Origin of the sequence: Streptococcus oralis subsp. oralis (assembly GCF_002096595.1) — a bacterium.
Classification (GTDB): Bacteria; Bacillota; Bacilli; order Lactobacillales; family Streptococcaceae; genus Streptococcus; species Streptococcus oralis_D.
On record NZ_NCUR01000008.1, the window covers coordinates 60,622 to 84,141 of the forward strand.

The 23,520-nt window shown below is 42.1% G+C and carries 24 protein-coding genes; 3 read left to right on the plus strand and 21 right to left on the minus strand.

Features of this window, described 5'->3' with window-relative positions:
* Positions 1 to 83: 83 nt before the first annotated feature.
* The 9 genes from B7714_RS01360 to B7714_RS01400 all read right to left on the minus strand — a co-directional run bounded on the left by B7714_RS01360 (position 84) and on the right by B7714_RS01400 (position 7,631).
* The gene (locus B7714_RS01360) at positions 84 to 863 is read right to left on the minus strand and encodes a hypothetical protein (protein WP_084859431.1); all 780 of its coding nucleotides are present in this window, start codon (positions 861 to 863) and stop codon (positions 84 to 86) included.
* Between the two features lie 6 nt (positions 864 to 869).
* Positions 870 to 2,018 (minus strand): non-hydrolyzing UDP-N-acetylglucosamine 2-epimerase, encoded by a 1,149-nt coding sequence (wecB, locus tag B7714_RS01365; RefSeq protein WP_084859432.1) that lies wholly within the window; start codon positions 2,016 to 2,018, stop codon positions 870 to 872.
* A 441-nt stretch (positions 2,019 to 2,459) separates the two neighbouring features.
* A complete protein-coding gene (locus B7714_RS01370; protein ID WP_084859433.1) occupies positions 2,460 to 2,969 on the minus strand; it encodes a GNAT family N-acetyltransferase in 510 nt (169 codons plus the stop codon).
* A gap of 309 nt (positions 2,970 to 3,278) precedes the next feature.
* Positions 3,279 to 3,518: a 30S ribosomal protein S18 gene (rpsR, locus tag B7714_RS01375; RefSeq protein WP_000068664.1), complete on the minus strand. Its 240-nt coding sequence runs from the start codon at positions 3,516 to 3,518 to the stop codon at positions 3,279 to 3,281.
* Between the two features lie 31 nt (positions 3,519 to 3,549).
* Complete coding sequence (ssbA, locus tag B7714_RS01380; RefSeq protein WP_000609595.1) at positions 3,550 to 4,020, minus strand: single-stranded DNA-binding protein SsbA; 471 nt, start codon at positions 4,018 to 4,020, stop codon at positions 3,550 to 3,552.
* Between the two features lie 11 nt (positions 4,021 to 4,031).
* Positions 4,032 to 4,322, minus strand: coding sequence for a 30S ribosomal protein S6 (gene rpsF, locus B7714_RS01385; protein WP_001151782.1), 291 nt, complete (start codon positions 4,320 to 4,322; stop codon positions 4,032 to 4,034).
* A gap of 148 nt (positions 4,323 to 4,470) precedes the next feature.
* On the minus strand, positions 4,471 to 5,814 hold the full coding sequence (asnS, locus tag B7714_RS01390; RefSeq protein ID WP_084859434.1) for an asparagine--tRNA ligase: 1,344 nt from the start codon (positions 5,812 to 5,814) through the stop codon (positions 4,471 to 4,473).
* 152 nt (positions 5,815 to 5,966) lie between these two features.
* Positions 5,967 to 7,145 (minus strand): pyridoxal phosphate-dependent aminotransferase, encoded by a 1,179-nt coding sequence (locus B7714_RS01395; RefSeq protein ID WP_084859435.1) that lies wholly within the window; start codon positions 7,143 to 7,145, stop codon positions 5,967 to 5,969.
* A 9-nt stretch (positions 7,146 to 7,154) separates the two neighbouring features.
* The gene (locus B7714_RS01400; RefSeq protein WP_084859436.1) at positions 7,155 to 7,631 is read right to left on the minus strand and encodes a cell wall elongation regulator TseB-like domain-containing protein; all 477 of its coding nucleotides are present in this window, start codon (positions 7,629 to 7,631) and stop codon (positions 7,155 to 7,157) included.
* A 118-nt stretch (positions 7,632 to 7,749) separates the two neighbouring features.
* Here B7714_RS01400 and B7714_RS01405 point away from each other — a divergent pair, with 118 nt between their 5' ends.
* Together B7714_RS01405 and B7714_RS01410 are read left to right on the plus strand one after the other, a co-directional pair.
* Positions 7,750 to 8,196 (plus strand): MarR family winged helix-turn-helix transcriptional regulator, encoded by a 447-nt coding sequence (locus B7714_RS01405; RefSeq protein WP_084859437.1) that lies wholly within the window; start codon positions 7,750 to 7,752, stop codon positions 8,194 to 8,196.
* 91 nt (positions 8,197 to 8,287) lie between these two features.
* On the plus strand, positions 8,288 to 8,836 hold the full coding sequence (locus B7714_RS01410) for an NADPH-dependent FMN reductase (RefSeq protein ID WP_000039632.1): 549 nt from the start codon (positions 8,288 to 8,290) through the stop codon (positions 8,834 to 8,836).
* A 31-nt stretch (positions 8,837 to 8,867) separates the two neighbouring features.
* On the opposite strand, the gene yaaA is transcribed toward B7714_RS01410, so the two are convergent.
* From yaaA to B7714_RS01430, 5 genes are all read right to left on the minus strand, one after another.
* Entirely contained in the window at positions 8,868 to 9,596 is a 729-nt protein-coding gene (yaaA, locus tag B7714_RS01415) for a peroxide stress protein YaaA (RefSeq protein ID WP_084859438.1), read from the minus strand.
* A gap of 97 nt (positions 9,597 to 9,693) precedes the next feature.
* Positions 9,694 to 9,798: a DUF3953 domain-containing protein gene (locus B7714_RS09780; RefSeq protein ID WP_142358010.1), complete on the minus strand. Its 105-nt coding sequence runs from the start codon at positions 9,796 to 9,798 to the stop codon at positions 9,694 to 9,696.
* A 96-nt stretch (positions 9,799 to 9,894) separates the two neighbouring features.
* Complete coding sequence (locus tag B7714_RS01420) at positions 9,895 to 11,490, minus strand: hypothetical protein (protein ID WP_084859439.1); 1,596 nt, start codon at positions 11,488 to 11,490, stop codon at positions 9,895 to 9,897.
* Positions 11,491 to 11,501: 11 nt separating this feature from the next.
* Positions 11,502 to 11,912, minus strand: a complete 411-nt coding sequence (locus B7714_RS01425; protein WP_000412241.1) for a peptide deformylase — start codon at positions 11,910 to 11,912, stop codon at positions 11,502 to 11,504.
* A 104-nt stretch (positions 11,913 to 12,016) separates the two neighbouring features.
* Positions 12,017 to 14,713: a cation-translocating P-type ATPase gene (locus B7714_RS01430; protein WP_084859440.1), complete on the minus strand. Its 2,697-nt coding sequence runs from the start codon at positions 14,711 to 14,713 to the stop codon at positions 12,017 to 12,019.
* A 306-nt stretch (positions 14,714 to 15,019) separates the two neighbouring features.
* Between B7714_RS01430 and mntE the strand changes: the two genes are divergently transcribed.
* Positions 15,020 to 16,213 (plus strand): CDF family manganese efflux transporter MntE, encoded by a 1,194-nt coding sequence (gene mntE / locus B7714_RS01435; RefSeq protein ID WP_084859441.1) that lies wholly within the window; start codon positions 15,020 to 15,022, stop codon positions 16,211 to 16,213.
* Positions 16,214 to 16,266: 53 nt separating this feature from the next.
* Here mntE and B7714_RS01440 read toward each other — a convergent pair whose 3' ends face one another.
* The 7 genes from B7714_RS01440 to glmM all read right to left on the minus strand — a co-directional run bounded on the left by B7714_RS01440 (position 16,267) and on the right by glmM (position 23,506).
* Positions 16,267 to 16,878, minus strand: a complete 612-nt coding sequence (locus B7714_RS01440) for a hypothetical protein (RefSeq protein WP_084859442.1) — start codon at positions 16,876 to 16,878, stop codon at positions 16,267 to 16,269.
* On the minus strand, positions 16,875 to 18,743 hold the full coding sequence (locus B7714_RS01445) for an ABC-F family ATP-binding cassette domain-containing protein (protein WP_084859443.1): 1,869 nt from the start codon (positions 18,741 to 18,743) through the stop codon (positions 16,875 to 16,877). Before B7714_RS01445 ends, B7714_RS01440 begins: the two co-directional genes overlap by 4 nt.
* Positions 18,740 to 19,939, minus strand: coding sequence for a CCA tRNA nucleotidyltransferase (locus tag B7714_RS01450; RefSeq protein ID WP_084859444.1), 1,200 nt, complete (start codon positions 19,937 to 19,939; stop codon positions 18,740 to 18,742). Before B7714_RS01450 ends, B7714_RS01445 begins: the two co-directional genes overlap by 4 nt.
* A complete protein-coding gene (dapB, locus tag B7714_RS01455) occupies positions 19,936 to 20,703 on the minus strand; it encodes a 4-hydroxy-tetrahydrodipicolinate reductase (RefSeq protein WP_084859445.1) in 768 nt (255 codons plus the stop codon). Before dapB ends, B7714_RS01450 begins: the two co-directional genes overlap by 4 nt.
* Positions 20,704 to 20,854: 151 nt before the next feature.
* Entirely contained in the window at positions 20,855 to 21,703 is an 849-nt protein-coding gene (locus B7714_RS01460) for a DegV family protein (protein ID WP_000762169.1), read from the minus strand.
* Between the two features lie 2 nt (positions 21,704 to 21,705).
* Complete coding sequence (locus B7714_RS01465; protein ID WP_001050092.1) at positions 21,706 to 22,080, minus strand: DUF1149 family protein; 375 nt, start codon at positions 22,078 to 22,080, stop codon at positions 21,706 to 21,708.
* Positions 22,081 to 22,153: 73 nt separating this feature from the next.
* The gene (gene glmM / locus B7714_RS01470; RefSeq protein WP_084859446.1) at positions 22,154 to 23,506 is read right to left on the minus strand and encodes a phosphoglucosamine mutase; all 1,353 of its coding nucleotides are present in this window, start codon (positions 23,504 to 23,506) and stop codon (positions 22,154 to 22,156) included.
* Positions 23,507 to 23,520 lie beyond the last annotated feature (14 nt).

A 23,520-nucleotide genomic window follows, 5' to 3' on the forward strand; every position in this document is an offset into this window, starting at 1 on the left:
AGTATGATAAAACAAATGCCAAAGACGAGACTGAGTCCCAAAGCAATACCAAAAAATAGTTCGGTTAAAGTCATGTTTCCCTCCTAATATTCTACAATTACATCTGTCTCTAGTTGACGTTTGAGATGACTGGCGACATCCGTGTAGTCTTGGTATTTATCTTTATTATCAGAGTTAATCACCAAATAGCCTGTTTGGAACTGAATTCCTTGATTGCCATCTTCTCCATGAAAAACTAAACTGCTCAGTTTCTCCTGCAAACCATTCAAATAAAGTTCCTTCAAAGAATGTTGGCTACTACTCGATAGAACGAGAAAATTACCATCCGAAACGTAATAGAGTTTATCATTGTAGCTCAATTCCTGAGCAATTCCCTCTTGAATACGACTGAGCATCTGGTTATGTTCTTTCGGTTTAATCTGGAAGAACAAATCTTCATGTGCCCAATGAATCAATAAGGACTGTACCATCACATCACTTTGTTCAGTGACCATCGCTTGGTAATCTGCTCGCGCTTCGTCTTCCTGTTCTTGGACCTTTGAGGTCACCTTGAAGAAATAATAACGAACCTTAAGTAGAATCCCAATCAAAATTGGAAAACTGATTAATAAGAAGATCAGTTGAATGATTGGGATATAAACCACACCCGCAACCAAAACGATAAGTCCAAAACCAAATGCTAAGATAAGGGTCCAAGTAAGTAAAAGGTCAGATAATACCAACACTGCAAACAAGGCTAAAGCTAAAAACAAGATTTGTTCTAAAATGATTGCTCGAGCATACAAAAAACAAAGCACCAAAAGAATGACCTCACAAGCAAGCAAAGCCATAAGCCAGTTTTTAAATTGACTCCAATTTTTCATTTTATCTTATTTCCCCCCTTTGAATTCAGATACAGAAGTTGCTGCCCCAAAGTACTGTTGAATGGATTGTACGATTCGTTCAGAGGCTCTTCCATCTCCATAAGGATTTGGTGCCTGAGACATTTGTCTATAAAGAGTTTCATCTGTTAAGAGTGCTGCCATAGCGTCTTTGACACGTACTGGATTCGTACCAACTAGCTTCAAGGTTCCTGCACGAACACCTTCTGGACGTTCCGTCGTGTCACGAAGAACAAGGACAGGTTTGCCGAGAGAAGGCGCCTCTTCCTGAACACCTCCAGAGTCAGTCATGATAAAATAGCTTCTTGAAGCCAAATTATGAAAATCAAGTACATCTAAAGGCTCAATCAAGTGAATGCGGTCATGACCAGCTAGAATATCCTTTGCTGCTTCTTGCACAGCAGGGCTAAGATGAACAGGATAAACAACTTCAATTTCCTGATGAAGATCGACCATCTCACGTAAAGCTGTAAAGACATTTCTCATTGGATGACCTTGATTCTCACGACGATGCATGGTTACCAATACAAGTTTCTTATCTGGATCCAATTGATCTAGAACTTCATGATAGTAATCCGATTGAACGGTTAGTTTCAATGCATCAATGGCTGTATTCCCCGTAATGACAATAGCAGACTCAGGGTGATTTTCCTTGAGGAGATTTTCTTTACTCTCACTAGTTGGAGCAAAATAAAGATCCGCTAGGTTATCAGTCATCTGACGATTCATTTCTTCTGGAAAAGGAGAATACTTATCAAAGGTCCTTAGACCAGCTTCAACGTGGCCGATACGTACCTGATTATAGAAAGCAACTAAACTTGCTGCAAAAGTTGTCGTTGTATCTCCATGAACAAGAATGATATCTGGAAGTTCTTGCTTAACAACTGGATCAAACTTTTCTAAAATTTTTCCAGTAATGTCTAAAAGAGACTGGTTTTTCCCCATGATATCTAAATCATAGTTAGGCTGAATTCGAAATGTTTCAAGAACTTGATCTAGCATTTGACGATGTTGAGCTGTCACAACAGTAACTGTTTCAATTGTATCACTATGTTTTTGCAACTCCAACACTAAAGGGGCCATTTTGATGGCTTCAGGTCGTGTTCCAAAAACAACCATCACTTTCAGTTTCTTCATTATGCTATCCTTCTACTATAATAAAAAATAAAATTTGATAAATCGTATTAATTTGTGTATCGAATAGTTCCGATTTCAATTAATTTGACTTTCATAATTATTTTACCGTCAATTTATTTATATGTCAAATTTTTTCCAAATTATATTATTTCATTTCATTTAATTTTAACATTCTGTAACTTTTTTGTAATGATATCGTTTACAACTAAAAACAGCCCACTCTTCAATATATTTCAGATTTTTTTCAGAAAATAAGACCATACATAAACTATTATTTATATGTTTTTTTTGATATTTATGTTTATATTGATATTTCAAACAATTATATTTTATCACTTTGAGGAATAAATCAAACAATTTCAAACAAAAAATTCCTTTTTCGAATGAAAAAGGGATTTACGACTTCTTGCCATTTTAAAGTTAAACCTTATAAGATCTATCTTAAATCAAATCTTTTGACAGATATAAAACAAGGTCACCGATATCTTCACAAGTAGCATCCATAGCCGGTCTGTGATTTTGATACCAGACACCCGAACCATCTGGAATATAACCTCGTTTGATGTACAATCTCTGGGCAGGTCCATAGCCTGAGTGCAAACCTACACCCAACGTCACTTTGTCTGAAAAAAGCTTAACTCGATTTTCTGCCTCTTCCATCAAGAAGTTTCCAATACCTTGATTTTGAAAGGGCTCAAAGACATTGAAATCTGAGAGTTCTGGAGCCATTCCAGCAAAGGGACCCTGCTTAGCATCGGGTAAAATCGTAATGTAATCCGCTACAGCACCCTCAACCTCTGCAACTAAGACTTCTCTCTCCCCACTTTCTTGCTCCTTAAAGTATCGAGTTAAAATCTCCTCTCTACTTGGCCAACCTTGGCTGATAAATCCTCGAGATAGATCTTGTATGTCAGATTCTTGCATTTTTCTAATTGAACATATCGTCTTCATAAGTTGCTCCTTTATAGCTTTCTCCTACCATTATAGCACGATAATAAAGATTAAAAGAAAAACCTAGTAAGACAAAAGAATCTTACTAGGTCAACAGGGAATCAATTCTAACAGAGTCCTGGAAAAGTCTGAAAAAGAGGTCCACCAGGACCCAACTCGCTCTCTCGTTTCAAAGCTCGTGAAAAAAAGACCCGTTGGGGTCTTGACTCGCTTTCTTATTTCCGAGCTCATGAAAAAGAGCTCCACTGGACCTCAACTCGCTCTCTCATTTCCATGCTCGTGAAAAAAAGACCCGTAAGGGTCTTTTCTTTAATCTTCGTTTACGAAAGGCATCAAAGCCATTACGCGAGCGCGTTTGATAGCTGTTGTTACTTTACGTTGGTTTTTAGCTGAAGTTCCTGTTACACGACGAGGAAGGATTTTCCCACGTTCTGAAACGAAACGGCTAAGAAGCTCAGTATCTTTGTAATCAACATATTCAATTTTGTTTGCTGCGATGTAATCAACTTTTTTACGGCGTTTGAATCCGCCACGACGTTGTTGAGCCATGTTTTTTCTCCTTTATAGTATTAATTGTCCATTAGAATGGTAAATCATCATCTGAAATGTCCAATGGATTGGTTGCTCCAAATGGATTTTCAGAACGCGAAAAGTCTGGTACTGGGTTTGCAGGTGCTGATTGACCAGCAGTTGGTGCAGAATAAGCCCCACCTGAATGTCCTTCGCGCACTCCGCGACTTTCCAACATTTGGAAATTCTCAGCCACGACTTCTGTTACGTAGACACGTTGTCCTTGCTGGTTATCGTAACTACGAGTCTGGATGCGGCCTGTGATCCCGATAAGAGAGCCTTTTTTAGCCCAGTTAGCAAGATTTTCAGCCTGTTGACGCCACATAACGACATTGATAAAATCAGCCTCACGTTCGCCATTTTGACTCTTAAATGTACGGTTTACTGCAAGAGTAAAAGTCGCAACTGCTACATTTGATGGGGTATAACGCAACTCAGCATCACGTGTCATACGCCCTACAAGTACAACATTGTTAATCATAATTTACCTTCTTACGCGTCAAGTTTGACGATCATGTGACGAAGAATGTCAGCGTTGATTTTTGAAAGACGGTCAAACTCTTTAAGAGCTGCGTCGTCGTTTGCTTCAACGTTAACGATGTGGTAAAGTCCTTCACGGAAATCTTGGATTTCGTATGCAAGACGACGTTTTTCCCATGATTTTGATTCAACAACAGTTGCACCGTTGTCAGTCAAAATAGAGTCAAAACGTGCTACCAAAGCGTTTTTCGCTTCTTCTTCAATGTTTGGACGAATGATATAAAGAATTTCGTATTTAGCCATTGATATGTTCCTCCTTTTGGTCTAATGACCCCTAGTCTTTGCAAGGGGTAAGTGAGGTTTGCTCACAATAAACTATTATACTAGAAAAACTGATAGATAGCAAGATAAAAGTGAAAAAAGAAGATGAAAATATCTTCTTTTTACTAGTTTATGGTTTGATACGGTGCAACATACGTGGGAATGGAATGGCTTCACGGATATGTTTTGTACCTGCTGCGAAAGTCACCATACGCTCGATACCGATACCAAATCCACCATGTGGTACTGTACCGTATTTACGAAGGTCAAGGTAGAATTCATATTCTGTACGATCCATGCCCAGTTCTTCCATCTTAGCCACAAGAGCATCGTAGTCTTCCTCACGCATAGAACCACCGATGATTTCTCCGTAGCCTTCTGGTGCAAGCAAGTCTGCACAAAGTACGCGTTCTGGATTTCCAGGAACTGGTTTCATGTAGAAGGCCTTGATAGCTGCTGGGTAGTTCATGACAAACGTTGGCACACCAAAGTGGTTTGAAATCCATGTTTCGTGTGGTGAACCAAAGTCATCGCCATGCTCAAGATGCTCGTAATCAGCATCTTCATCATTTTCATGCTCTTGCAAAAGGTCAATGGCTTGATCGTAAGTGATGCGTTTAAATGGCTCAGCAATATAGCGTTTCAAGAGCTCTGTATCACGTTCCAAGGTTTCCAAGGCTTGAAGCGCACGATCAAGAACACCCTGAAGAAGGGCTTTTACATACGCTTCTTGCAAGTCAAGTGACTCGTCATGTGTCAAATAAGAATACTCCGCATCCATCATCCAGAACTCAGTCAAGTGACGGCGCGTTTTTGATTTCTCCGCACGAAATACTGGACCAAAGTCAAATACGCGACCAAGAGCCATAGCACCCGCTTCTAGGTAAAGCTGACCTGATTGGCTCAAGTAGGCTGGCGTTCCGAAGTAATCTGTTTCAAAGAGTTCAGTTGAATCTTCTGCTGCATTTCCTGAAAGAATTGGGCTATCAAACTTCATGAAGCCGTTCTTATCAAAGAACTCATAAGTTGCATAAATGATAGCGTTACGGATTTGCATCACAGCCACTTGCTTACGAGAGCGGAGCCACAAGTGACGGTTGTCCATCAAGAAGTCTGTTCCGTGTTCTTTTGGTGTGATTGGGTAGTCTTGAGATTCACCGATCACTTCGATGTCTGTAATATCGAGTTCATAACCAAACTTAGAACGTTCGTCTTCTTTGACAATTCCTGTCACATAAACAGAAGTTTCTTGGCTCAAGCGTTTGATTGTGTCAAATTTTTCAAGACCTACCTCTTCACCAAATTTTTCAATAAAGTTTGGTTTAAAGGCTACACCTTGGAAGAAGGCTGTTCCATCACGCAATTGCAAGAAGGCAATTTTTCCTTTTCCTGATTTGTTGGCAACCCAGGCTCCGATGGTCACTTCTTGACCAACGTAGTCTTTTACTTCGATGATTGTTACACGTTTTGTCATAATCTATCTTCCTTTTTTCGTTTAACTTGTCCGAAGACATCATTACCCACTATTTTACCATAAATAGACTGCGATAGCTAGGTTCGACTAGAGAAAATTCGCGAGATTTTCGTTACAAAAAATCTTCGCCAAGAAGACGAAGACTTTGAGTTTTAGTTTTCCATAAATTGATGCAAACGGCGAATAGCTTCTTTTAATGTATCCAAGTCTGTGGCATAGCTGAGACGAACATTTTCTGGTGCTCCAAATCCAGCTCCTGTAATCAAGGCCAGTCCGACTTCTTCGAGAATAGCCGTTGCAAACTCCGTCACATCGGTATATCCCTTCATCTCCATCGCTTTTTTAACATTTGGGAAAAGATAGAAGGCTCCTTGGGGCTTGACTACTTCAAATCCTGGTACTTGGCACAAAAGAGGATAGATGGTATTCAAACGTTCCTCAAATGCTTGGCGCATGGTTTCGACAGAGTCTTGTGGTCCAGTTAGGGCTTCAATGGTAGCATATTGAGACACTGCTGTCAGATTTGAAGTCGTTTGTCCTGTCAATTTGCTCATAGCAGCGATAATTTCAGGATTTCCTACTGCATAACCTACCCGCCAACCAGTCATAGCATAAGCCTTAGATACACCGTTAATCACGATGGTTTGCTTGCGAATGGCTTCTGACAGACTAGAGATTGGAACAAATTCGTTCCCGTTATAAACCAAACGACCATAAATATCATCTGCTAGGATAAGGACATCATGTTCAACCGCCCAATTTCCGATAGCCAAGAGTTCCTCACGAGAGTAGATCATACCGGTCGGATTAGATGGCGAATTGAGAACCAAGACCTTAGTCTTGTCTGTTCGGGCTGCTTCTAGCTGCTCTACTGTTACTTTAAAGTGATTGTCTTCCTTGGCCTGGACAAAGACTGGCACTCCTTCTGCCATTTTGACTTGATCTCCATAGCTGACCCAGTATGGTGTAGGGATGATGACCTCATCACCTGGATTGACTACAGCCATAAAGAAGGTGTAGAGAGAGAACTTGGCACCAGTGGCAAAGGTAACCTCGTTAGCTGCTACGGAATACCCATAGTAGCGTTCAAAATAGGTATTAACCGCCGCTTTTAACTCTGGTAGGCCTGAAGCAACTGTATAGAAGGAAGCTCGTCCATCTCGAATCGCTTCTATCGCTGCATCCTGAATGTTTTCAGGAGTATGAAAATCAGGCTGTCCCAAGGTTAAGAAAAGAACATCTTTTCCCTGAGCTTTTAATGCTTTGGCTCTTGCATCACTGGCTAGAGTGACACTCTCTTCCATTTCTAGTACACGCTTGGATAGTTTCATATGCCCTCCTTATTGGATCACTGCTCCTGTTTCAAAATCTATCAGATAGTAGTGGTTTCCTGACTTAACTTCCCAAATCGGCTTGTCCTGATAGCGACCAAAGGTGACTTTGTCAATGTCGCTAGCTCCTTTTTCCCTCGAAATCGTCGCTGCCTTGTCTTGAGAAATCCCCTTATCTAGCTGATAAACGTAAATCTTGTGGTCATTCTTTTCAATCAGTACGGCAATGGCCTCTTGCTTTTTATTGTGTCCTAAAACGCTGTAATAACCTTCTAGTCCATTATAAAAATCAACCTGATCTGCCTTTTCCAATTCTGCATACTGCATGGCCAGTTTTTCTCCATCAACCCTAGCATCTTGATAGGGTTTCATGCTAAGTGATATCAGATAAAGAAAGGATCCGGTCAGCACTAGCAGTACCAGAGAAATGCCGATTCCATATTGAATAAGTAGCTTGTTTTTTGCTTTTTTTTGTCTTAGTTTCACTCGTCTATTTTACCATCTCTCCCCCTTTATTACAAGCGAAGACAGGAACATTCTAAGAATCTTTTCCTATAAAATATAAGTTCTTGTTTTTCTGCCTAATTATTGATAAAATAACCTTATGAAACAATATTTGAAAAAGAGAATTTCCGATAATCAATTAGACTTAAAAACAGCTATCGTCCTCAACAAAGCCATACGAACTTTTAAACCATATGAAACCAAGGCTGCCAAAGAACACGGACTAACCCCTACTCAATTTTCCGTTCTGGAAACTCTCTATAGTAAGGGAGAACTGCGTATTCAGGATTTGATTGAAAAAATGCTAGCCACTTCTGGAAATATGACTGTTGTCATTCGAAATATGGTTCGAGATGGATGGATTTCTAGAACTTGTGACCCCAAGGATCGTCGCTCCTTTTTCCTGAAATTAACACCTGCAGGACGCAGAAAAATCGAAGAGGTTCTTCCTGACCATATCGATTCTATCGTAGAAGCACTCAGCATCTTGGAAGATGGCGAAAAGGAAGATTTGATTCAGATTTTAAAAAAATTTAAAAATTTGTGAGCAAAATTATTGCTAATTAGTATTATTTGTTGTAACATAGATGGTAACAAAAGGGTTCGCTCTTTAAATTTTAAACTAAAGGAGACACATCATGTCTAAAAAAGTATTATTTATCGTCGGTTCACTACGCCAAGGTTCTTTCAACCACCAAATGGCCCTCGAAGCTGAAAAAGCACTTGCTGGAAAAGCGGAAGTTAGCTATCTTGATTACTCAGCTGTTCCTCTCTTCAGCCAAGATTTGGAAGTTCCAACTCATCCAGCTGTAGCTGCTGCTCGTGAAGCAGTCCTTGCTGCGGATGCTATCTGGATCTTCTCTCCAGTCTACAACTTCTCTATCCCTGGAACAGTGAAAAACTTGCTTGACTGGCTCTCTCGTGCCCTTGACTTGTCTGATACACGTGGTGCTTCTGCCCTCCAAGACAAGTTTGTTACTGTCTCATCTGTAGCCAATGCCGGTCACGATCAACTCTTTGCTATTTATAAAGACCTCTTGCCATTTATCCGTACACAAGTCGTTGGTGATTTTACAGCTGCTCGTGTCAATGACTCTGCTTGGGCAGATGGAAAATTGGTGTTAGAAGAAGCAACTGCTTCATCACTTGCAAAACAAGCGGACGACCTTCTTGCAGCCATCAACTAATCTAGCAAAAACCAGCTCGAATGAGCTGGTTTTATGCTTGTTTCACAAAGACGAGTTCTAAATCACTGGATAAATCAGGTCGGTAGTCAAAACCTGCAAAACTGAGCTGGCGAGCTTGTTCGACTGTATGAACTTGCCCTTCTATCAAGGCGGTCAAAAAGGCGCCACGGGCTTTTTTTGAAATAGTTGAGTGGATTTTCAGCTGACCTGCCTTGTCCTCCATAAATTTGAAGGTCACCATCTTTTCTCTGATTTCCTTCGAAAATACGGTTTCAAACTCTGATGATAGGAGTGAGAATATCAAGTCCTCATCCTGAAGCGCCTCATCATAGGCTGACTTCCAATGACTCTTTAAAGTCTTACCAGCAACTTTTAACTTCATCAAGAAATCCAAACGGTGAGGAGCCATGGGCGACAAGGCGGGGACAACACCGTATAAAGCCGAGGTAATCAGGACATGATTTTCAAGATAGGTTTGTTCAGCCTCGGTTAACCCATCTCGTTTGATGTGACGATACATGAGACCATCGAAAAGTTTCAAGGCTGGATAGTTTTTAGCCCTGTAATCTTTTAGAGCTTGAATATGAGCGTACTCTTCTTCTGCTTTCTCGGCAGATACCTTATAAAAAGTCTCTAATTCACTGGCTGAGTAGTGCGCCAGTGAGTCAAGGACTACCTGACTTTCTTCCCTCAAGGGGAGCGCTTCGATACAAGGATGGTCTGTGTTCATTTCTTTTGCTGTTGGGATTAAAATTTTCATATTGTTAGTGTAGCATATTTTTCAACCACGACCAAGAATTTCATCTTAAAAACCTCGGTTCATACCGAGGTTTCTCTGTTTATTTTGGTCATCCTAATCAGATAGCCACGAGAACAAGGGCTGTGCCAGCTAAGCTTGTTAAGATAGATAAGAATTTATCTTTTTTTCTCCTTGAACTGAGAAAACCTATTTTTATACTCAATGAAAATCAAAGAGCAAACTAGGAAGCTAGCCGCAGGCTGTACTTGAGTACGGCAAGGCGAAGCTGACGTGGTTTGAATTTGATTTTCGAAGAGTATTATTGTACTTTAAAGGTCTTGAGGTAATTATCTTTTCCAACTTGACCTTCAAAGGATTGACCATTTTCGAGGTAAGGAAGGTCGTCTGATACGGAAGCCTTGACCTTATAAATCTTGCCATCAACTTTAAAGAAATAGACGGTATCACCCTTGATGACAGCTGATTTAAGGTCTGAGACGATACCCTTGATGTTTTCTACCGTTTCATTATCCAACTCGAGGTCATTTTTATTGGCATACTTGCTGAGGAGTTCATCTACCGTAGTTGCTACGATGACGTTTTGGTACTCCACGGCATCGACCAATGCATACTCCTTGACCAAGCCTGCGTTATCTTTCAAGCCCATGATATAGAGTGGTTTGTCATTGAGATTGACAAGGATAGGGAAGGTAGCCTTATATGCTTTTTCCTGCACTGCTCCTTCTGCGGAAGCACGGGCTGATTCTTCGGTTGCTGATGCTAGATTGTACTTGGTGATTTCACCAGTGCGCATATTTTCAAGGATAAATCCTAGATTACTTTCGTCAGCGTTTGCTGAAGTCACCCCCGTATAGAGATAAATGTCATTTCCGATAGAAAGATAGTTATAGCCCTCGGTCGTTTGGGTAACATTTTTCTTAGAAATCAAGGCATTCCAGAAGCCATCTTTATACTTGCCGTTGTAGTTGATTTGCTCGATGGTTTCTTCAGCTGGATAGACACGGTCCACCCATTCTGGCACCTCATCCAAGCTGTATTCCTTGGTTTCTCCATCGGTCGCGTCCAAGATAATAACAGATGAAGGACGAGGAACTCCTAGACCAAACTGCTTTTGATAAACGGTTGCTACATAGAAGGGATTGCCTGCATCATCCACCTCAAAGGATGGCGTTTTAAAAATCTTGGTTGGGTACTTGATTCGAAGATGACGTTTGACATCGCGATTAAAGTACTCAGAGTCCGAATACTTCATCGGTGTTTTTAAATCCACCAATTCCGCATTTCCTGTCACCATATCAACCTTAATATACTCGCCAATTCCCTTGGCTTGATTGTTGAACCATTTGATGGGATCAGCATACTCCAAAGGAGTCACCCTATAGGGCTTGCCATCAACCGTCAACTGGGTATAAGTATCTGCTGCTACGTACTGGGAGACCTTATCCGTCAGAGAGCCTAGATAACGGTCTCCAATCTTTTCGGCGGTACTCCGATCTAGGATTGGAACCTTGCTGGTATCACTCTTGGGAAAATCTTTAAAATCTTTTTCTGTGATAGATACCACATTAGCATAATTTTTTGCTTGGAAAAAGCTAGAGGTTACTAAGCCAACCAGACCAGCAAGGGCAAAGATAAGTCCTGCGGCCAGCAACAATCCTTTACTGAGTTTGGTAAAATGAAGTCCTTCTAGATTAAGCTCGTTGGCATGCTTGCCATGACGTACATGAACATTTTTGAGGAGATTGGTATCCTTGCGGAAACTAAACAAAATCCCCATCACCACCAGATGCCCACAGAGAAAGAAGATGAATTCCCAACTAGTCAGATTGAATGGTGGTAAAAAGATATACCAAGTCGTTGCGATAAAAACAAGTTCAAATAGTATGCGTTTCATCTGAGTTCCTCCTAAATTATCCGTCCTTCCAAATGATCCAGTTCATGTTGGCAGATCTGAGCTGGAAAACCTGTCAGTGTAATGGTCTGTTCCTGCCACTTGCTATCGCGATAGGAAACCGTAATCGTTTCATAACGAATCGTCGTTCGAACCCCAGTCAAAGACAAACAACCTTCCTCTGTCTCGTAAGGCCCTTTGTAGGAAAGGAGAATAGGGTTAAACATGACCATGGGAACTAGGCCAAGATTAAAGATAATCACACGCTTCTGCACACCAATCATATTGGCCGCCAGACCGACACAGGTCTCGCGATTAGCCAGCAAGGTATCCTGCAAATCCTTAGCCAGATAAAGGTCTTCCTGACTTGCAGGTTTCGAGACCTGAGACAAGAATAAGATATCTCGGACAATTTTCTTTTCCATTCTCTTACGCTCCTTACAACTTTACTTTATTATAGCACAAAAGGGGGCAACTTCTAGTCCTTTCCCTCAAATGCAAAAAAAGCCATCCGAAGATGACTTTCTTATTAAATCGCGTTCTTATCAAGACCAAGTTTACGTTGAACAAACTTAACGATTTCGACGATAAGTATCATTGAGAAGCTTCCAGCAAGAACAATGGCCCATTGTGACAAGTCTAGTTTGGTTACGTGGAAGATTCCTTCAAGCGGTTCTACGACAATTGTTGCCATCAGAAGAATGAAGGATACCAAGATAGACCAGTTAAAGGTCTTAGACTTGAATGGGCCAACTGTCAAGATGGATTGGTAAACAGACTTGACATTGTAGGCATGGAAGAGCTGGATCAAACCGAGTGTTGCAAAGGCCATAGTAAGGGCATCCGCATGAATGGCATGATTGTCACCCACATGAACTGGGTAAGCAATTGCAAGTCCATAAACACTCATAACAATAGCTGCTTGGAGTACACCTTGATAGATGATAGAACTCAAAACACCACCTGAGAAGAAGCTTGCCTTTCGTCCACGTGGTTTATGATTCATGACACCAGGCTCAGCAGGTTCAACACCAAGAGCGATAGCTGGGAAGGTATCTGTTACCAAGTTGATCCACAAAAGATGAACTGGCTGCAAGACGTCCCAACCAAACAAGGTTGATAAGAAGATAGTTAATACTTCAGCAGTATTGGCAGAAAGTAAGTACTGAATAGTCTTTTGAATGTTTGAGAAGACCTTACGTCCTTCTTCAACTGCGACGATAATAGTCGCAAAGTTATCATCTGCAAGAATCATGTCAGAAGCTCCCTTAGAAACCTCTGTACCAGTGATTCCCATACCGATACCGATATCGGCTGTTTTCAGAGCTGGCGCATCATTAACACCGTCACCTGTCATAGCAACAACCTTACCTTGTTTTTGCCAAGCCTTGACGATACGAACCTTGTGTTCTGGAGACACACGGGCATAAACAGAGTATTGACCAACTACTTTTTCAAAGTCTTCATCTGACAGTTCGTTGAGCTCAGCACCAGTTAAAACGTGACCTTCTGTATCATTTGCATCAATAATTCCCAAACGTTTGGCAATAGCTTCTGCAGTATCTTGATGGTCACCCGTAATCATGATTGGACGGATTCCAGCTTCCTTAGCCACACGAACAGCTTCTGCAGCTTCGGCACGTTCAGGGTCAATCATTCCAATCAATCCAGTAAAGATCAAGTTGTTTTCAAGCTCTTCAGAAGTCAAGTTTTCTGGAATACTATCGATAATCTTATACGCACCCGCAAGGACACGCAAGGCTTGGTGAGCCATTTCAGAGTTGTTTGTGTGAATTATGTCATTGACTTGATTATCAATCGGAGCGACATCTCCAGCTTTATCCCGAGCAACACAACGTTTCAAGAGTTGGTCAGGGGCTCCCTTGACTGCTACGAGGAATTTACCATCTGGTAATGGATGAACCGTTGACATGAGTTTACGATCTGAGTCAAATGGTAACTCAGCTACACGAGGATATTGCTCTAAAAATCCTTTAACATCATAGCCCTTGTCCAAGGCATACTGGATGAAGGCTGTTTCGGTTGGATCCCCAATCAGGTTTCCTTCTGCATCAATCTTAGTATCATTAGCCAAAACAACAGAACGAAGAAGAGGCATTTCAAGACCTAGTTCAATATCATCAGCTGAATCATGTAGGACTGCATCATAGAAGACTTTTTCGACTGTCATCTTGTTCATGGTAAGCGTACCAGTCTTATCAGAAGCGATGATCTCAGTTGAACCAAGTGTTTCAACTGCTGGCAACTTACGAACGATAGAGTTTCGTTTTGCCAAAACTTGAGTACCAAGGGCAAGAACGATGGTCACGATAGCAGGAAGTCCTTCTGGGATGGCTGCAACAGCAAGCGCAACAGATGTCATCAACTCACCAAGTGGATTTTTACCTTGAATGAAGACTCCGACTACAAAAGTAACAAGGGCAATGACCAAAATTGCATAGGTCAAGACCTTAGAAAGGTTGTTCAAGTTTTGTTTGAGTGGTGTATCCGTCTCATCCGCATCTTGGAGCATGCCAGCGATATGACCCACTTCCGTGTACATACCTGTATTGACAACAACGCCAAGACCACGACCATAAGTCACATTTGAGTTTTGGAAGGCCATATTGACACGGTCACCAATACCAGCATCTGCAGAGAGCTCGACAGTCAAGTCTTTTTCGACTGGAACAGACTCACCTGTCAAGGCTGCTTCTTCAATTTTAAGAGAATTAGCTTCTAGCAAACGTAGGTCTGCTGGCACTACATCACCAGCTTCAAGGGCAACGATATCACCTGGTACCAATTCTTTGGAATCAATCTCAGCCATGTGCCCATCACGAATAACGCGAGCAGCTGGACTAGACATAGACTTGAGGGCTTCGATGGCTTCTTCTGCTTTTCCTTCTTGGTAAACACCAAAGGCAGCGTTGATGATAACCACGGCTAGGATAATGATGGCATCTGCGATATCTTCCCCACCAGAAGTTACGACTGACAAGATAGCCGCAGCAACTAGGATGATAATCATCAAATCCTTAAATTGCTCGATAAACTTGACTAGGAGAGATTTTTTCTCACCCTCTTCCAGTTCATTGCGTCCATATTCAGCTAGACGTTTCTGCGCTTCGCTTGACGAAAGACCTTGCTCAGTTGCTTCAACTGACTTCAAGACCTCTTCAGGACTTTGAGTGTAAAACGCTTGGCGTTTTTGTTCTTTTGACATGTGTCTCCTCCTTGACATTGTGTGCAAAACAAGTTCTCTTTTAGTTTTATGACAAACAAAAAGAGACCTGTTAATCATAACAAGTCTCGCTGTTTAAGATAGTGCCGGAAAACATACTTTTCAGTATACAATTCGGAATGACGACACTATCACAGGTTTCTGCCAGCTACTCCCTTGAGTAGTACTATTATATCAAAATTTGAAAAGTTTTCAAGGGTTTAAATCCGATGAAACAAGACTAAATTTGAATTTTCCCTTGAAAACCAGTATAATGGTAGAATACTATATGACTAGAAAGGAAGCCCGATGAACCAATCCATGTCAAATCTCAAATTGGCAGAACGTGGAGCCATTATCAGTATTTCAACCTACCTCCTCTTGTCTGCGGCAAAATTGGCAACTGGTCACCTCCTGCATTCTTCCAGTTTGGTGGCAGATGGTTTCAACAACGTATCCGATATTATCGGAAACGTTGCCCTCTTGATTGGGATTCGGATGGCCCGCCAACCTGCAGACCGTGACCATCGCTTTGGTCACTGGAAGATTGAAGATTTGGCTAGCTTGATTACTTCCATCATCATGTTCTATGTTGGTTTTGATGTGCTTCGGGACACCATTCAGAAAATCCTCAGTCGGGAACAAACACCTATTGATCCTTTGGGAGCGATTCTAGGAATCATTTCAGCAGCGGTCATGTTTGCTGTTTATCTCTATAACACACGCCTCAGTAAGAAATCGAAATCCAAAGCTCTCAAGGCAGCTGCTAAGGACAATCTTTCTGATGCTGTCACCTCGCTTGGGACTTCCATTGCTATCTTAGCCAGCAGTTTCAATTATCCTATCGTGGATAAATTGGTCGCTATCATCATCACCTTCTTTATCTTAAAAACAGCCTATGATATCTTTATCGAGTCTTCCTTCAGTCTTTCAGATGGTTTTGATGACCGTCTGCTAGAGGACTACCAAAAGGCCATCATGGAGATTCCAAAGATTAGTAAGGTCAAGTCCCAAAGAGGGCGTACCTACGGTAGCAATATCTACCTTGATATCACCTTAGAAATGAATCCCGACTTATCAGTCTATGAGAGTCACGAAATTGCGGACCAGGTCGAATCCATGCTGGAAGAGCGCTTTGGAGTCTTTGATACCGATGTCCATATCGAGCCAGCTCCCATACCTGAGGACGAGATTTTAGACAATGTCTACAAAAAACTGCTCATGCGTGAGCAATTGATTGACCAAGGAAATCAGCTAGAAGAACTCCTTGCTGAGGACTTTCTCTATATCCGTCAAGATGGAGAGCAGATGGATAAAGTCGCTTATCAAGCCGAAAAAGAACTTAAAGCTGCTATTAAGGATATTCAAATCACTTCCATTAGTCAGAAAACCAAGCTCATTTGCTATGAGCTAGATGGCATCGTCCACACCAGTATCTGGCGTCGCCATGAGACTTGGCAAAACATCTTCCATCAGGAAACTAAAAAAGAAGACAAACAGTGACCCTATCCAGTGGATAGGGCCTTTTTGATTATTCTACTTTAAGCAAAGACAGACTATGACGGTTTGGAAGATTTGCTTTTCGAAGCTTGTTTTGCCTTTTTTCTTGCTTGACGATTTTGTTCGATGCGCCATTCTCTTTCATAGTACTTCATGGTCTCGTAGACCCTTTCAGGAAGTCCTACATCTAGCAGAAAGATAGGGATGATCAAATCTGCTGACGGATAAAAAGGGAGAATCCTTCTCTTCAGCAGTGTTAGAAAGGATTGGGATTTCACATTTTCCTTGTTTTTAAAATAGACTTCAATCCGATAAGAATCCCTATACTTCCCTCGAATCCGAGAGAAGGAAAATTCCTCTACATCAGCCCAAGCGTAGAAATGACTGGGTTTCTTTGGATTCGGTTTGTAGTAAAACCCCTCGACAGTACATCTCAAATATTCCTTATCGGAGCTTAACAACCTGTATGTCTGATAAACAACTACTCCAGCGCAAAAAAGTACAAGCAGCATTAACAAAAGACTTATCGTATGAAGTCCCGTCCCCTTTTCCGAATACGAATGGAGATAATAGAGAGGTAACAAGAAGAAAAGCACCGAAGCTAGGCCAAACAAGGCATTCCAAATGATTTTCTTGGGACTACGTTTAATGACTTTTTCTTCCATCATGCCAACTCACTTAAATATTCATAACGTTCGTATTTTTCAAGGAGTGCTTCGTTTTTCTCATCCAGTTCTTTTTGGAGAGTAGCCAGCTTACCAAAGTCAGAGCCATTTGCCTGCATTTCTTCTTCAATAGCAGCAATACGATTTTCCAAGGCTTCAATATCCCCTTCAATGCTTCCCCACTCCTGCTTTTCTTGGTAGGTCATGCGTTTCTTATCTTCACGGACCTTGACCACTTTTTCCTTTTCTGCCTTTTGAACTTGATTGGCTATATCAGTTTCAAAGTTTTTTTCATCAAGGTAGTCGGTGTAATGACCAAAGAAAGGACGAATCTTGCCATTCTCAAAGGCGAGAATCTTGGTCGCTACCTTATCCAAGAAATAACGATCGTGGCTAACTGTCAAGACAGGACCTGAAAAGCTCTGCAAGAAATTTTCCAAAACTGTCAAGGTCGCAATATCTAGGTCATTTGTCGGCTCGTCCAAAAGAAGAACATTGGGTTTTTCCAAAAGCAATTTGAGAAGATAAAGGCGTTTTTTCTCTCCACCAGACAATTTCTCAATCAAGGTTCCATGCGTCGAACGTGGGAAGAGAAACTGCTCTAGCAACTCTGCAATGGAAGTCGTAGAACCACCACTGGTCTTAACCTCTTCTGCTACTTCCTGCAGGTAATTGATAACCCGTTTGCTTTCATCCAAACCTTCAATTTGTTGAGAAAAATAGGCGATGCGAACCGTCTCACCGATGATAACTTGACCTTTAGTCGGCTCAAGACTTCCTGCGATGAGATTAAGCAGAGTTGACTTCCCGACACCGTTGTCCCCAACGATTCCGATACGGTCTTTGGCTTGCACCAAGAGATTAAAACCTTGCAAAATGGGCTTGTTTTCATAGGCAAAGGAAACATCCTGAAACTCGATGACTTTTTTCCCAATCCGACTGGTTTCAAAGTTCATGGTCAAGTCTGTTTCAGCAACGCCACCTGAAACTTCTTTTTTCAAATCGTGGAAACGATTGATACGGGCCTGTTGCTTGGTCGCACGTGCCTGTGGTTGTCTGCGCATCCAGGCCAGTTCTTGTTTGTAGAGTTGTTCTTTCTTGTGGAGAAGGGCAGCGTCACGCTCATCTTGTTCAGCCTTGAGGCGAACATAGTCCTGATAATTTCCCTGATATTCGGTCAAGCCTGCTCGGTCCAACTCGAAAATTCGTGTTGATAGTGCATCTAGGAAATAACGATCGTGGGTGATAAAGAGGACGGTCTTCTTGGAATTTTTCAAAAAGAGGGTCAGCCACTCAATGGTCGCAATATCCAAATGGTTAGTCGGCTCGTCCAGAAGCAAGAGGTCGTGGTTTCCTAGGAGAACTTGCGCCAACTGAACCCGTCTTCTTAGACCGCCTGACAATTCACCAACTGGAGTCGACAAGTCCTGAATACCCAGCTTGCTGAGGACTGTCTTGACCTGGCTTTCAATTTCCCAGGCTTGGAGAGAGTCCATTTCTGCCATGACCCGTTCCAAACGAGCTTGCTTGTCCTCACTGTAGTTGAGCATGATTAACTCATACTCACGAATGAGCTGGATTTCCTTGAGGTCGCTGGAGAGAACCGTATCCAAGACCGTCTTGCTATCATCAAAATCAGGATCCTGGGTCAAGTAGCCAATCTTATAGTCATTCTTTGCCGAAAAGGGACTGACATCCCCATCAAAGCCAGAAACGCCAGAAAGGACGTCTAAAAGGGTAGTCTTACCCGTTCCATTGACACCAATTAGACCGATTCTGTCCAAATCATGGATGATAAAGGAAATATCCTTAAAAACGGTCTTGTCTCCGACGGATTTACTTAGCTTTTCAACGATAAAATCACTCATTTTCTCTCCCTCAGGTAAGCATGGATGGCTTGACGGTCGTTTTCCAACTCTCCATCGACAATGGCAAACTCAATCTCTGTTAAAATCTCTCCCAAGTCTGGTCCTGGCTGGTAACCATATTCCTTAATCAAAATTCCACCATTAATCTGAATTTCTTTCTTGTCATGAATGGTCAAACTCTGGTAAGTTTCTGTGATAGCTTGTTGATTGACTTCTTTTCCTTGGGCCTGACGAAGATTTTCAGCTTGTAGAAGGGAATTCAAGTCAAAGAGGTAACAATCACGCTTGCTCAGCTCTCTTTCTTCTCGCAAAGCCAAAATAGTCAGCAAATCCTGAACCTGCTTAGCAAACTGGCGTGAGGTTTTCCATGCCTTCAAAAATGGCTGTGCATCTTTAATCTCCAAAGCCCACAATAGAGCTGCCCAGGCTTGTTCGGAGGATTCAAAAGTGAACTCAGTCTCCAAATCAAACAGTCTGTTGAGCTTGTCCTGGCTCCCTGCCATATCTGGAAGATAGTCATAAGCTCGACTCTCAATCATGGAAGCCAGACCAACTCGCCAAAAAGGTGCCAGCAAGAGTTTATCAAACTCAACAAAGGTGCGCTCCACAGAAATTTTCTCCAAGAGCGGCGTCAAAGTCTTCATCGCCTCAAAAGTTTCTGACTCAAGTTTAAAACCGAGACTGGCCTGAAAACGGAAACCACGCATAATTCGCAAAGCATCTTCGTTAAAACGCTCACTAGCCACTCCAACTGCTCGCAAGACTTGGTTTTCCAAATCCTCTAAACCATGGAACAAGTCAATAATTTCGCCTGTCTCATCCAAGGCAAACGCATTAACTGTGAAATCACGGCGCTTGAGGTCCTCTTCTAGCGAGCGCACAAAGGAAACTGCACTGGGCCTGCGATAGTCCACATAGACATCCTCGGTCCGAAAGGTGGTTACCTCATACTCCTCATCGCCATCTAAAACCAAGACCGTTCCATGCTCGATTCCAATATCGGCTGTTCGCGGAAAAATCTGCTTGGTCTCCTCTGGATAAGAAGAAGTCGCAATATCCACATCATGGATGGGACGATGGAGAATGGCATCTCTAACAGAGCCTCCAACAAAATAGGCTTCAAAACCTGCTTCTTTAATTTTTTCTAATACTGGTAAAGCCTTCTGAAATTCAGAAGGCATTTGTGTTAATCTCATAATAAGTGTTCTAATCCATAGACAAGCTCATGACGCTTGACAACTTCTTTGATTCCCAAATTCACCCCTGTCATGAAGGAGCTACGATCATAGGAGTCATGACGGAGGGTCAATCCTTCTCCCTGATTGCCAAAGATGACTTCCTGATGGGCTACCAAGCCTGGTAGACGGACTGAATGGATGCGCATGCCATCAAAATTAGCACCACGAGCTCCTGCAATCAACTCTTCCTCATCTAGCGCACCTTGCTGAATAGACTCTCGAACTTCTGCTATCAACTCAGCTGTTTTAATGGCTGTTCCACTCGGAGCATCTTTTTTCTTGTCATGATGAAGCTCGATAATCTCCACATTTGGGAAATATTTAGCCGCCTGGGCCGCAAATTGCATAAGCAAGACCGCACCCAAGGCAAAGTTAGGGGCTATCAAGCCACCCAAATTTTGGGCACGAGAGAATTCTTTTAATTCTGTAATTTCTTCACTAGTGAAGCCTGTTGTTCCTACGACAGGAGCAAAGCCATTTTCAAGGGCAAAGCGCGTATTTTCGTAAGCAACAGCTGGTGTGGTGAAATCCACCCAGACATCAGCCTCAAATCCAGCCAAGGCTGCCTTATCATTGAAGACAGGAATGCCTTTCCATTCTGATTCAGACTCAAACGGATCCAAAACTGCGACCAAGTCCAAGTTAGGATCAGCCAAGACCATCTGACAAGCGGCCTGGCCCATCTTTCCCTTAAACCCAGCAATAATCACTCGAATACTCATCTCTACTCCTGTCTAAGATACAAAGGACGTTAGCTGCCCATGAAAAATAGGGAATGGCGCTGACTTGCCATGAAAGGCAAGACAGGCATCTTTTTTCACGAGGCAGGTAGGCCGTGTTCAATTGCTAAGATACAAAGCCTGTAAGAACAATTTAGACGATTGGTGTATAGCTCAAGGCGATACTACCTTCTCCAAGGTGGGTCCCAATGACACTACCAAAGGTTTCAATTGGAATTTCAGCAGTCACACCACTCTCCATCAAAAGCTGACGTAAATCCGCTGCCTTTTGAGGAGCGTTCCCATGAATGACTGTTATACGGTAGTCCCCATCTTTTGTCAACTCCTTGATGATTTCCACCAAACGTTTGATTGCTTTCTTTTCTGTACGAACTTTTTCGTAAACTTCAATCACTCCTTGGTCATTAAAGTAAAGGATAGGCTTGATACTGAGGAGATTTCCTAAGATAGCTGCTCCATTTGACAAACGTCCTCCCTTAACCAAGTGGTCGAGGTCATCTACTATGATAAAGGCTGAATTATCAGCAATTTGGATAGCCAACTTCTCCTGAATCTGCGCAAAATCATCGCCTTGTTCTGCCCAATCAAAGGCACTCTCTACCATAAATCCTAGAGGGGAACTTGTGATATGGGTATCTGGAAAGGCAATGGTCAAACCTTCATACTCGTCTAACATATATTGGATATTCTGATAAAAGCCTGAAATTCCTGACGAAAGAAAGAGGCCCAAGACATGAGTATAGCCTTCATCTTTCAAGGAACTTAGAATCTCATCCAATTTGGCAATACTTGGTTGACTAGTTTTAGGCAATTCTGCAGACTGAGCCATTTTTTGATAAAATTCTTCAGCAGTCAGATTGACACCTTCAACATACTCCTCCCCATCAATATTGACAGGAATATCCAAGATAAATAGATTCTCTCTTTGCAGCGTCCTCTCCTCTAAATAGGCTGAAGAATCTGTAATGACAGCTAATTTCATGGCTAAAACTCCAAATTGATTCCTGGAAGATCCAAGGCGATTTCTGTTACTTCATACGTCAAACGATTGAGCATATTCAAACATGGACGTGCCAAGGTTTCGACTTCTTCTTGGTTAAATTCGCTTGGTTCGTTAACAATGCGACCTTCCACATGGTTAACTTGGGAAATCGTTCCACTGATGACAAATTTGTCAAAGACAATCATAAAACTCAAGATAACGACTAAAGAAGTCACTTGGTTTTCTTGGTCATGTTGGAGTAACTGAAAGTTCACGTCTACCTTGGTTTCAGGAGCTCCATTTTCATTTTCCCATTCAAAGTTACGAGCATCAAAGTGATACTGGCTAACAAATTCTTGTTCTCGTTTAAGATTCATTTTTCTCTCCCATTGCTACAATTTACTATGCAATTGTACCACATTTTTATCATTTCATCTAGTTTTCTAGGCTTTAGTCAATTCCGATTTCATCTTTAACCACAGCAGCAATCGTATCTACATAGTAGTTGACTTCTTCTGTTGTTGGTGCTTCTGCCATGACACGCAAGAGGGGTTCTGTTCCACTTGGGCGGACAAGGATACGACCGTTGCCTGCCATCTCTTCTTCCATCTTTTCTATGATTGTCTTGATGGCTGGTACTTCCATGGCATTTTCTTTCATGGCATTTTCCACTCGGATATTGACCAGTTTTTGTGGGTAAATCGTCACTTCTGATGCTAGTTGAGATAAGCTTTTGCCTGTTTCTTTCATGATTTTAGTTAATTGGACAGCTGATAATTGACCATCACCAGTTGTATTGTAATCCATCAAGATAACGTGACCAGACTGTTCACCACCTAGGTTGTAGCCTGATTTTCTCATTTCTTCGACAACATAGCGATCTCCAACTGCAGTCACTGCCTTGTTAATGCCAGCGCTCTCCAAGGCCTTATGGAAGCCAAGGTTAGACATAACCGTTGTTACGATGGTGTTTTGAGCTAACTGGCCTTTTTCAGAAAGGTATTTCCCAATGATATACATAATCTTATCACCATCAACAATGTCGCCATTTTCATCAACAGCAATCAAGCGGTCACTGTCTCCGTCAAAGGCCAAACCAATAGCTGACTGGCTTTCTTTGACTAGTTCTTGGAGAGCTTCTGGGTGAGTTGAACCAACATTCAAGTTGATATTAAGACCATCTGGTGTCTCCCCGATAACAGTTATTTGAGCCCCAAGGTCTGCAAAGATTTGACGGGCACTTGTAGCTGCTGCACCGTTGGCTGTATCCAAGGCCACTTTCATTCCCTCAAGAGGAGTTCCAGTTGAAACAAGGTAGCCTTCATACTTACGCAAACCTTCTGGATAGTCCACCAAGGTTCCCAAGCCCTCAGCACTCGGACGTGGAAGTGTGTCTTCGGCAGCGTCCAACAAGGCTTCGATTTCTGCTTCTTTTTCGTCATCAAGTTTGAAGCCATCCCCACCAAAGAACTTAATTCCATTATCAAGGGCTGGGTTGTGACTCGCTGAAATCATGACACCCGCACTAGCTCCCTCAGTTTTAACCAAATAAGCTACTGCTGGTGTTGCAAGGACACCGAGTTTGTAGACGTGAATCCCTACTGATAGAAGACCTGCCACCAAGGCAGATTCTAGCATTTCTCCTGAGATGCGTGTATCACGTCCTACAAAGACTTTAGGGGCTTCTGTTTCGTGTTGGCTAAGAACATAACCACCAAAACGTCCCAGTTTAAAGGCCAATTCTGGCGTCAGTTCTACGTTTGCTTCTCCACGGACTCCATCGGTCCCAAAATATTTACCCATTTTATTTATCATCC

What these genes read in the sequence shown, in the direction of transcription:
- B7714_RS01360 (WP_084859431.1), bottom strand. Translation starts at nt 863, where the DNA reads ATGAAAAATTGGAGTCAATTTAAAAACTGGCTTATGGCTTTGCTTGCT.
- wecB (WP_084859432.1), bottom strand. Translation starts at nt 2,018, where the DNA reads ATGAAGAAACTGAAAGTGATGGTTGTTTTTGGAACACGACCTGAAGCC.
- B7714_RS01370 (WP_084859433.1), bottom strand. Translation starts at nt 2,969, where the DNA reads ATGAAGACGATATGTTCAATTAGAAAAATGCAAGAATCTGACATACAA.
- rpsR (WP_000068664.1), bottom strand. Translation starts at nt 3,518, where the DNA reads ATGGCTCAACAACGTCGTGGCGGATTCAAACGCCGTAAAAAAGTTGAT.
- ssbA (WP_000609595.1), bottom strand. Translation starts at nt 4,020, where the DNA reads ATGATTAACAATGTTGTACTTGTAGGGCGTATGACACGTGATGCTGAG.
- rpsF (WP_001151782.1), bottom strand. Translation starts at nt 4,322, where the DNA reads ATGGCTAAATACGAAATTCTTTATATCATTCGTCCAAACATTGAAGAA.
- asnS (WP_084859434.1), bottom strand. Translation starts at nt 5,814, where the DNA reads ATGACAAAACGTGTAACAATCATCGAAGTAAAAGACTACGTTGGTCAA.
- B7714_RS01395 (WP_084859435.1), bottom strand. Translation starts at nt 7,145, where the DNA reads ATGAAACTATCCAAGCGTGTACTAGAAATGGAAGAGAGTGTCACTCTA.
- B7714_RS01405 (WP_084859437.1), top strand. Translation starts at nt 7,750, where the DNA reads ATGAAACAATATTTGAAAAAGAGAATTTCCGATAATCAATTAGACTTA.
- B7714_RS01410 (WP_000039632.1), top strand. Translation starts at nt 8,288, where the DNA reads ATGTCTAAAAAAGTATTATTTATCGTCGGTTCACTACGCCAAGGTTCT.
- yaaA (WP_084859438.1), bottom strand. Translation starts at nt 9,596, where the DNA reads ATGAAAATTTTAATCCCAACAGCAAAAGAAATGAACACAGACCATCCT.
- B7714_RS01420 (WP_084859439.1), bottom strand. Translation starts at nt 11,490, where the DNA reads ATGAAACGCATACTATTTGAACTTGTTTTTATCGCAACGACTTGGTAT.
- B7714_RS01425 (WP_000412241.1), bottom strand. Translation starts at nt 11,912, where the DNA reads ATGGAAAAGAAAATTGTCCGAGATATCTTATTCTTGTCTCAGGTCTCG.
- B7714_RS01430 (WP_084859440.1), bottom strand. Translation starts at nt 14,713, where the DNA reads ATGTCAAAAGAACAAAAACGCCAAGCGTTTTACACTCAAAGTCCTGAA.
- mntE (WP_084859441.1), top strand. Translation starts at nt 15,020, where the DNA reads ATGAACCAATCCATGTCAAATCTCAAATTGGCAGAACGTGGAGCCATT.
- B7714_RS01440 (WP_084859442.1), bottom strand. Translation starts at nt 16,878, where the DNA reads ATGATGGAAGAAAAAGTCATTAAACGTAGTCCCAAGAAAATCATTTGG.
- B7714_RS01445 (WP_084859443.1), bottom strand. Translation starts at nt 18,743, where the DNA reads ATGAGTGATTTTATCGTTGAAAAGCTAAGTAAATCCGTCGGAGACAAG.
- B7714_RS01450 (WP_084859444.1), bottom strand. Translation starts at nt 19,939, where the DNA reads ATGAGATTAACACAAATGCCTTCTGAATTTCAGAAGGCTTTACCAGTA.
- dapB (WP_084859445.1), bottom strand. Translation starts at nt 20,703, where the DNA reads ATGAGTATTCGAGTGATTATTGCTGGGTTTAAGGGAAAGATGGGCCAG.
- B7714_RS01460 (WP_000762169.1), bottom strand. Translation starts at nt 21,703, where the DNA reads ATGAAATTAGCTGTCATTACAGATTCTTCAGCCTATTTAGAGGAGAGG.
- B7714_RS01465 (WP_001050092.1), bottom strand. Translation starts at nt 22,080, where the DNA reads ATGAATCTTAAACGAGAACAAGAATTTGTTAGCCAGTATCACTTTGAT.
- glmM (WP_084859446.1), bottom strand. Translation starts at nt 23,506, where the DNA reads ATGGGTAAATATTTTGGGACCGATGGAGTCCGTGGAGAAGCAAACGTA.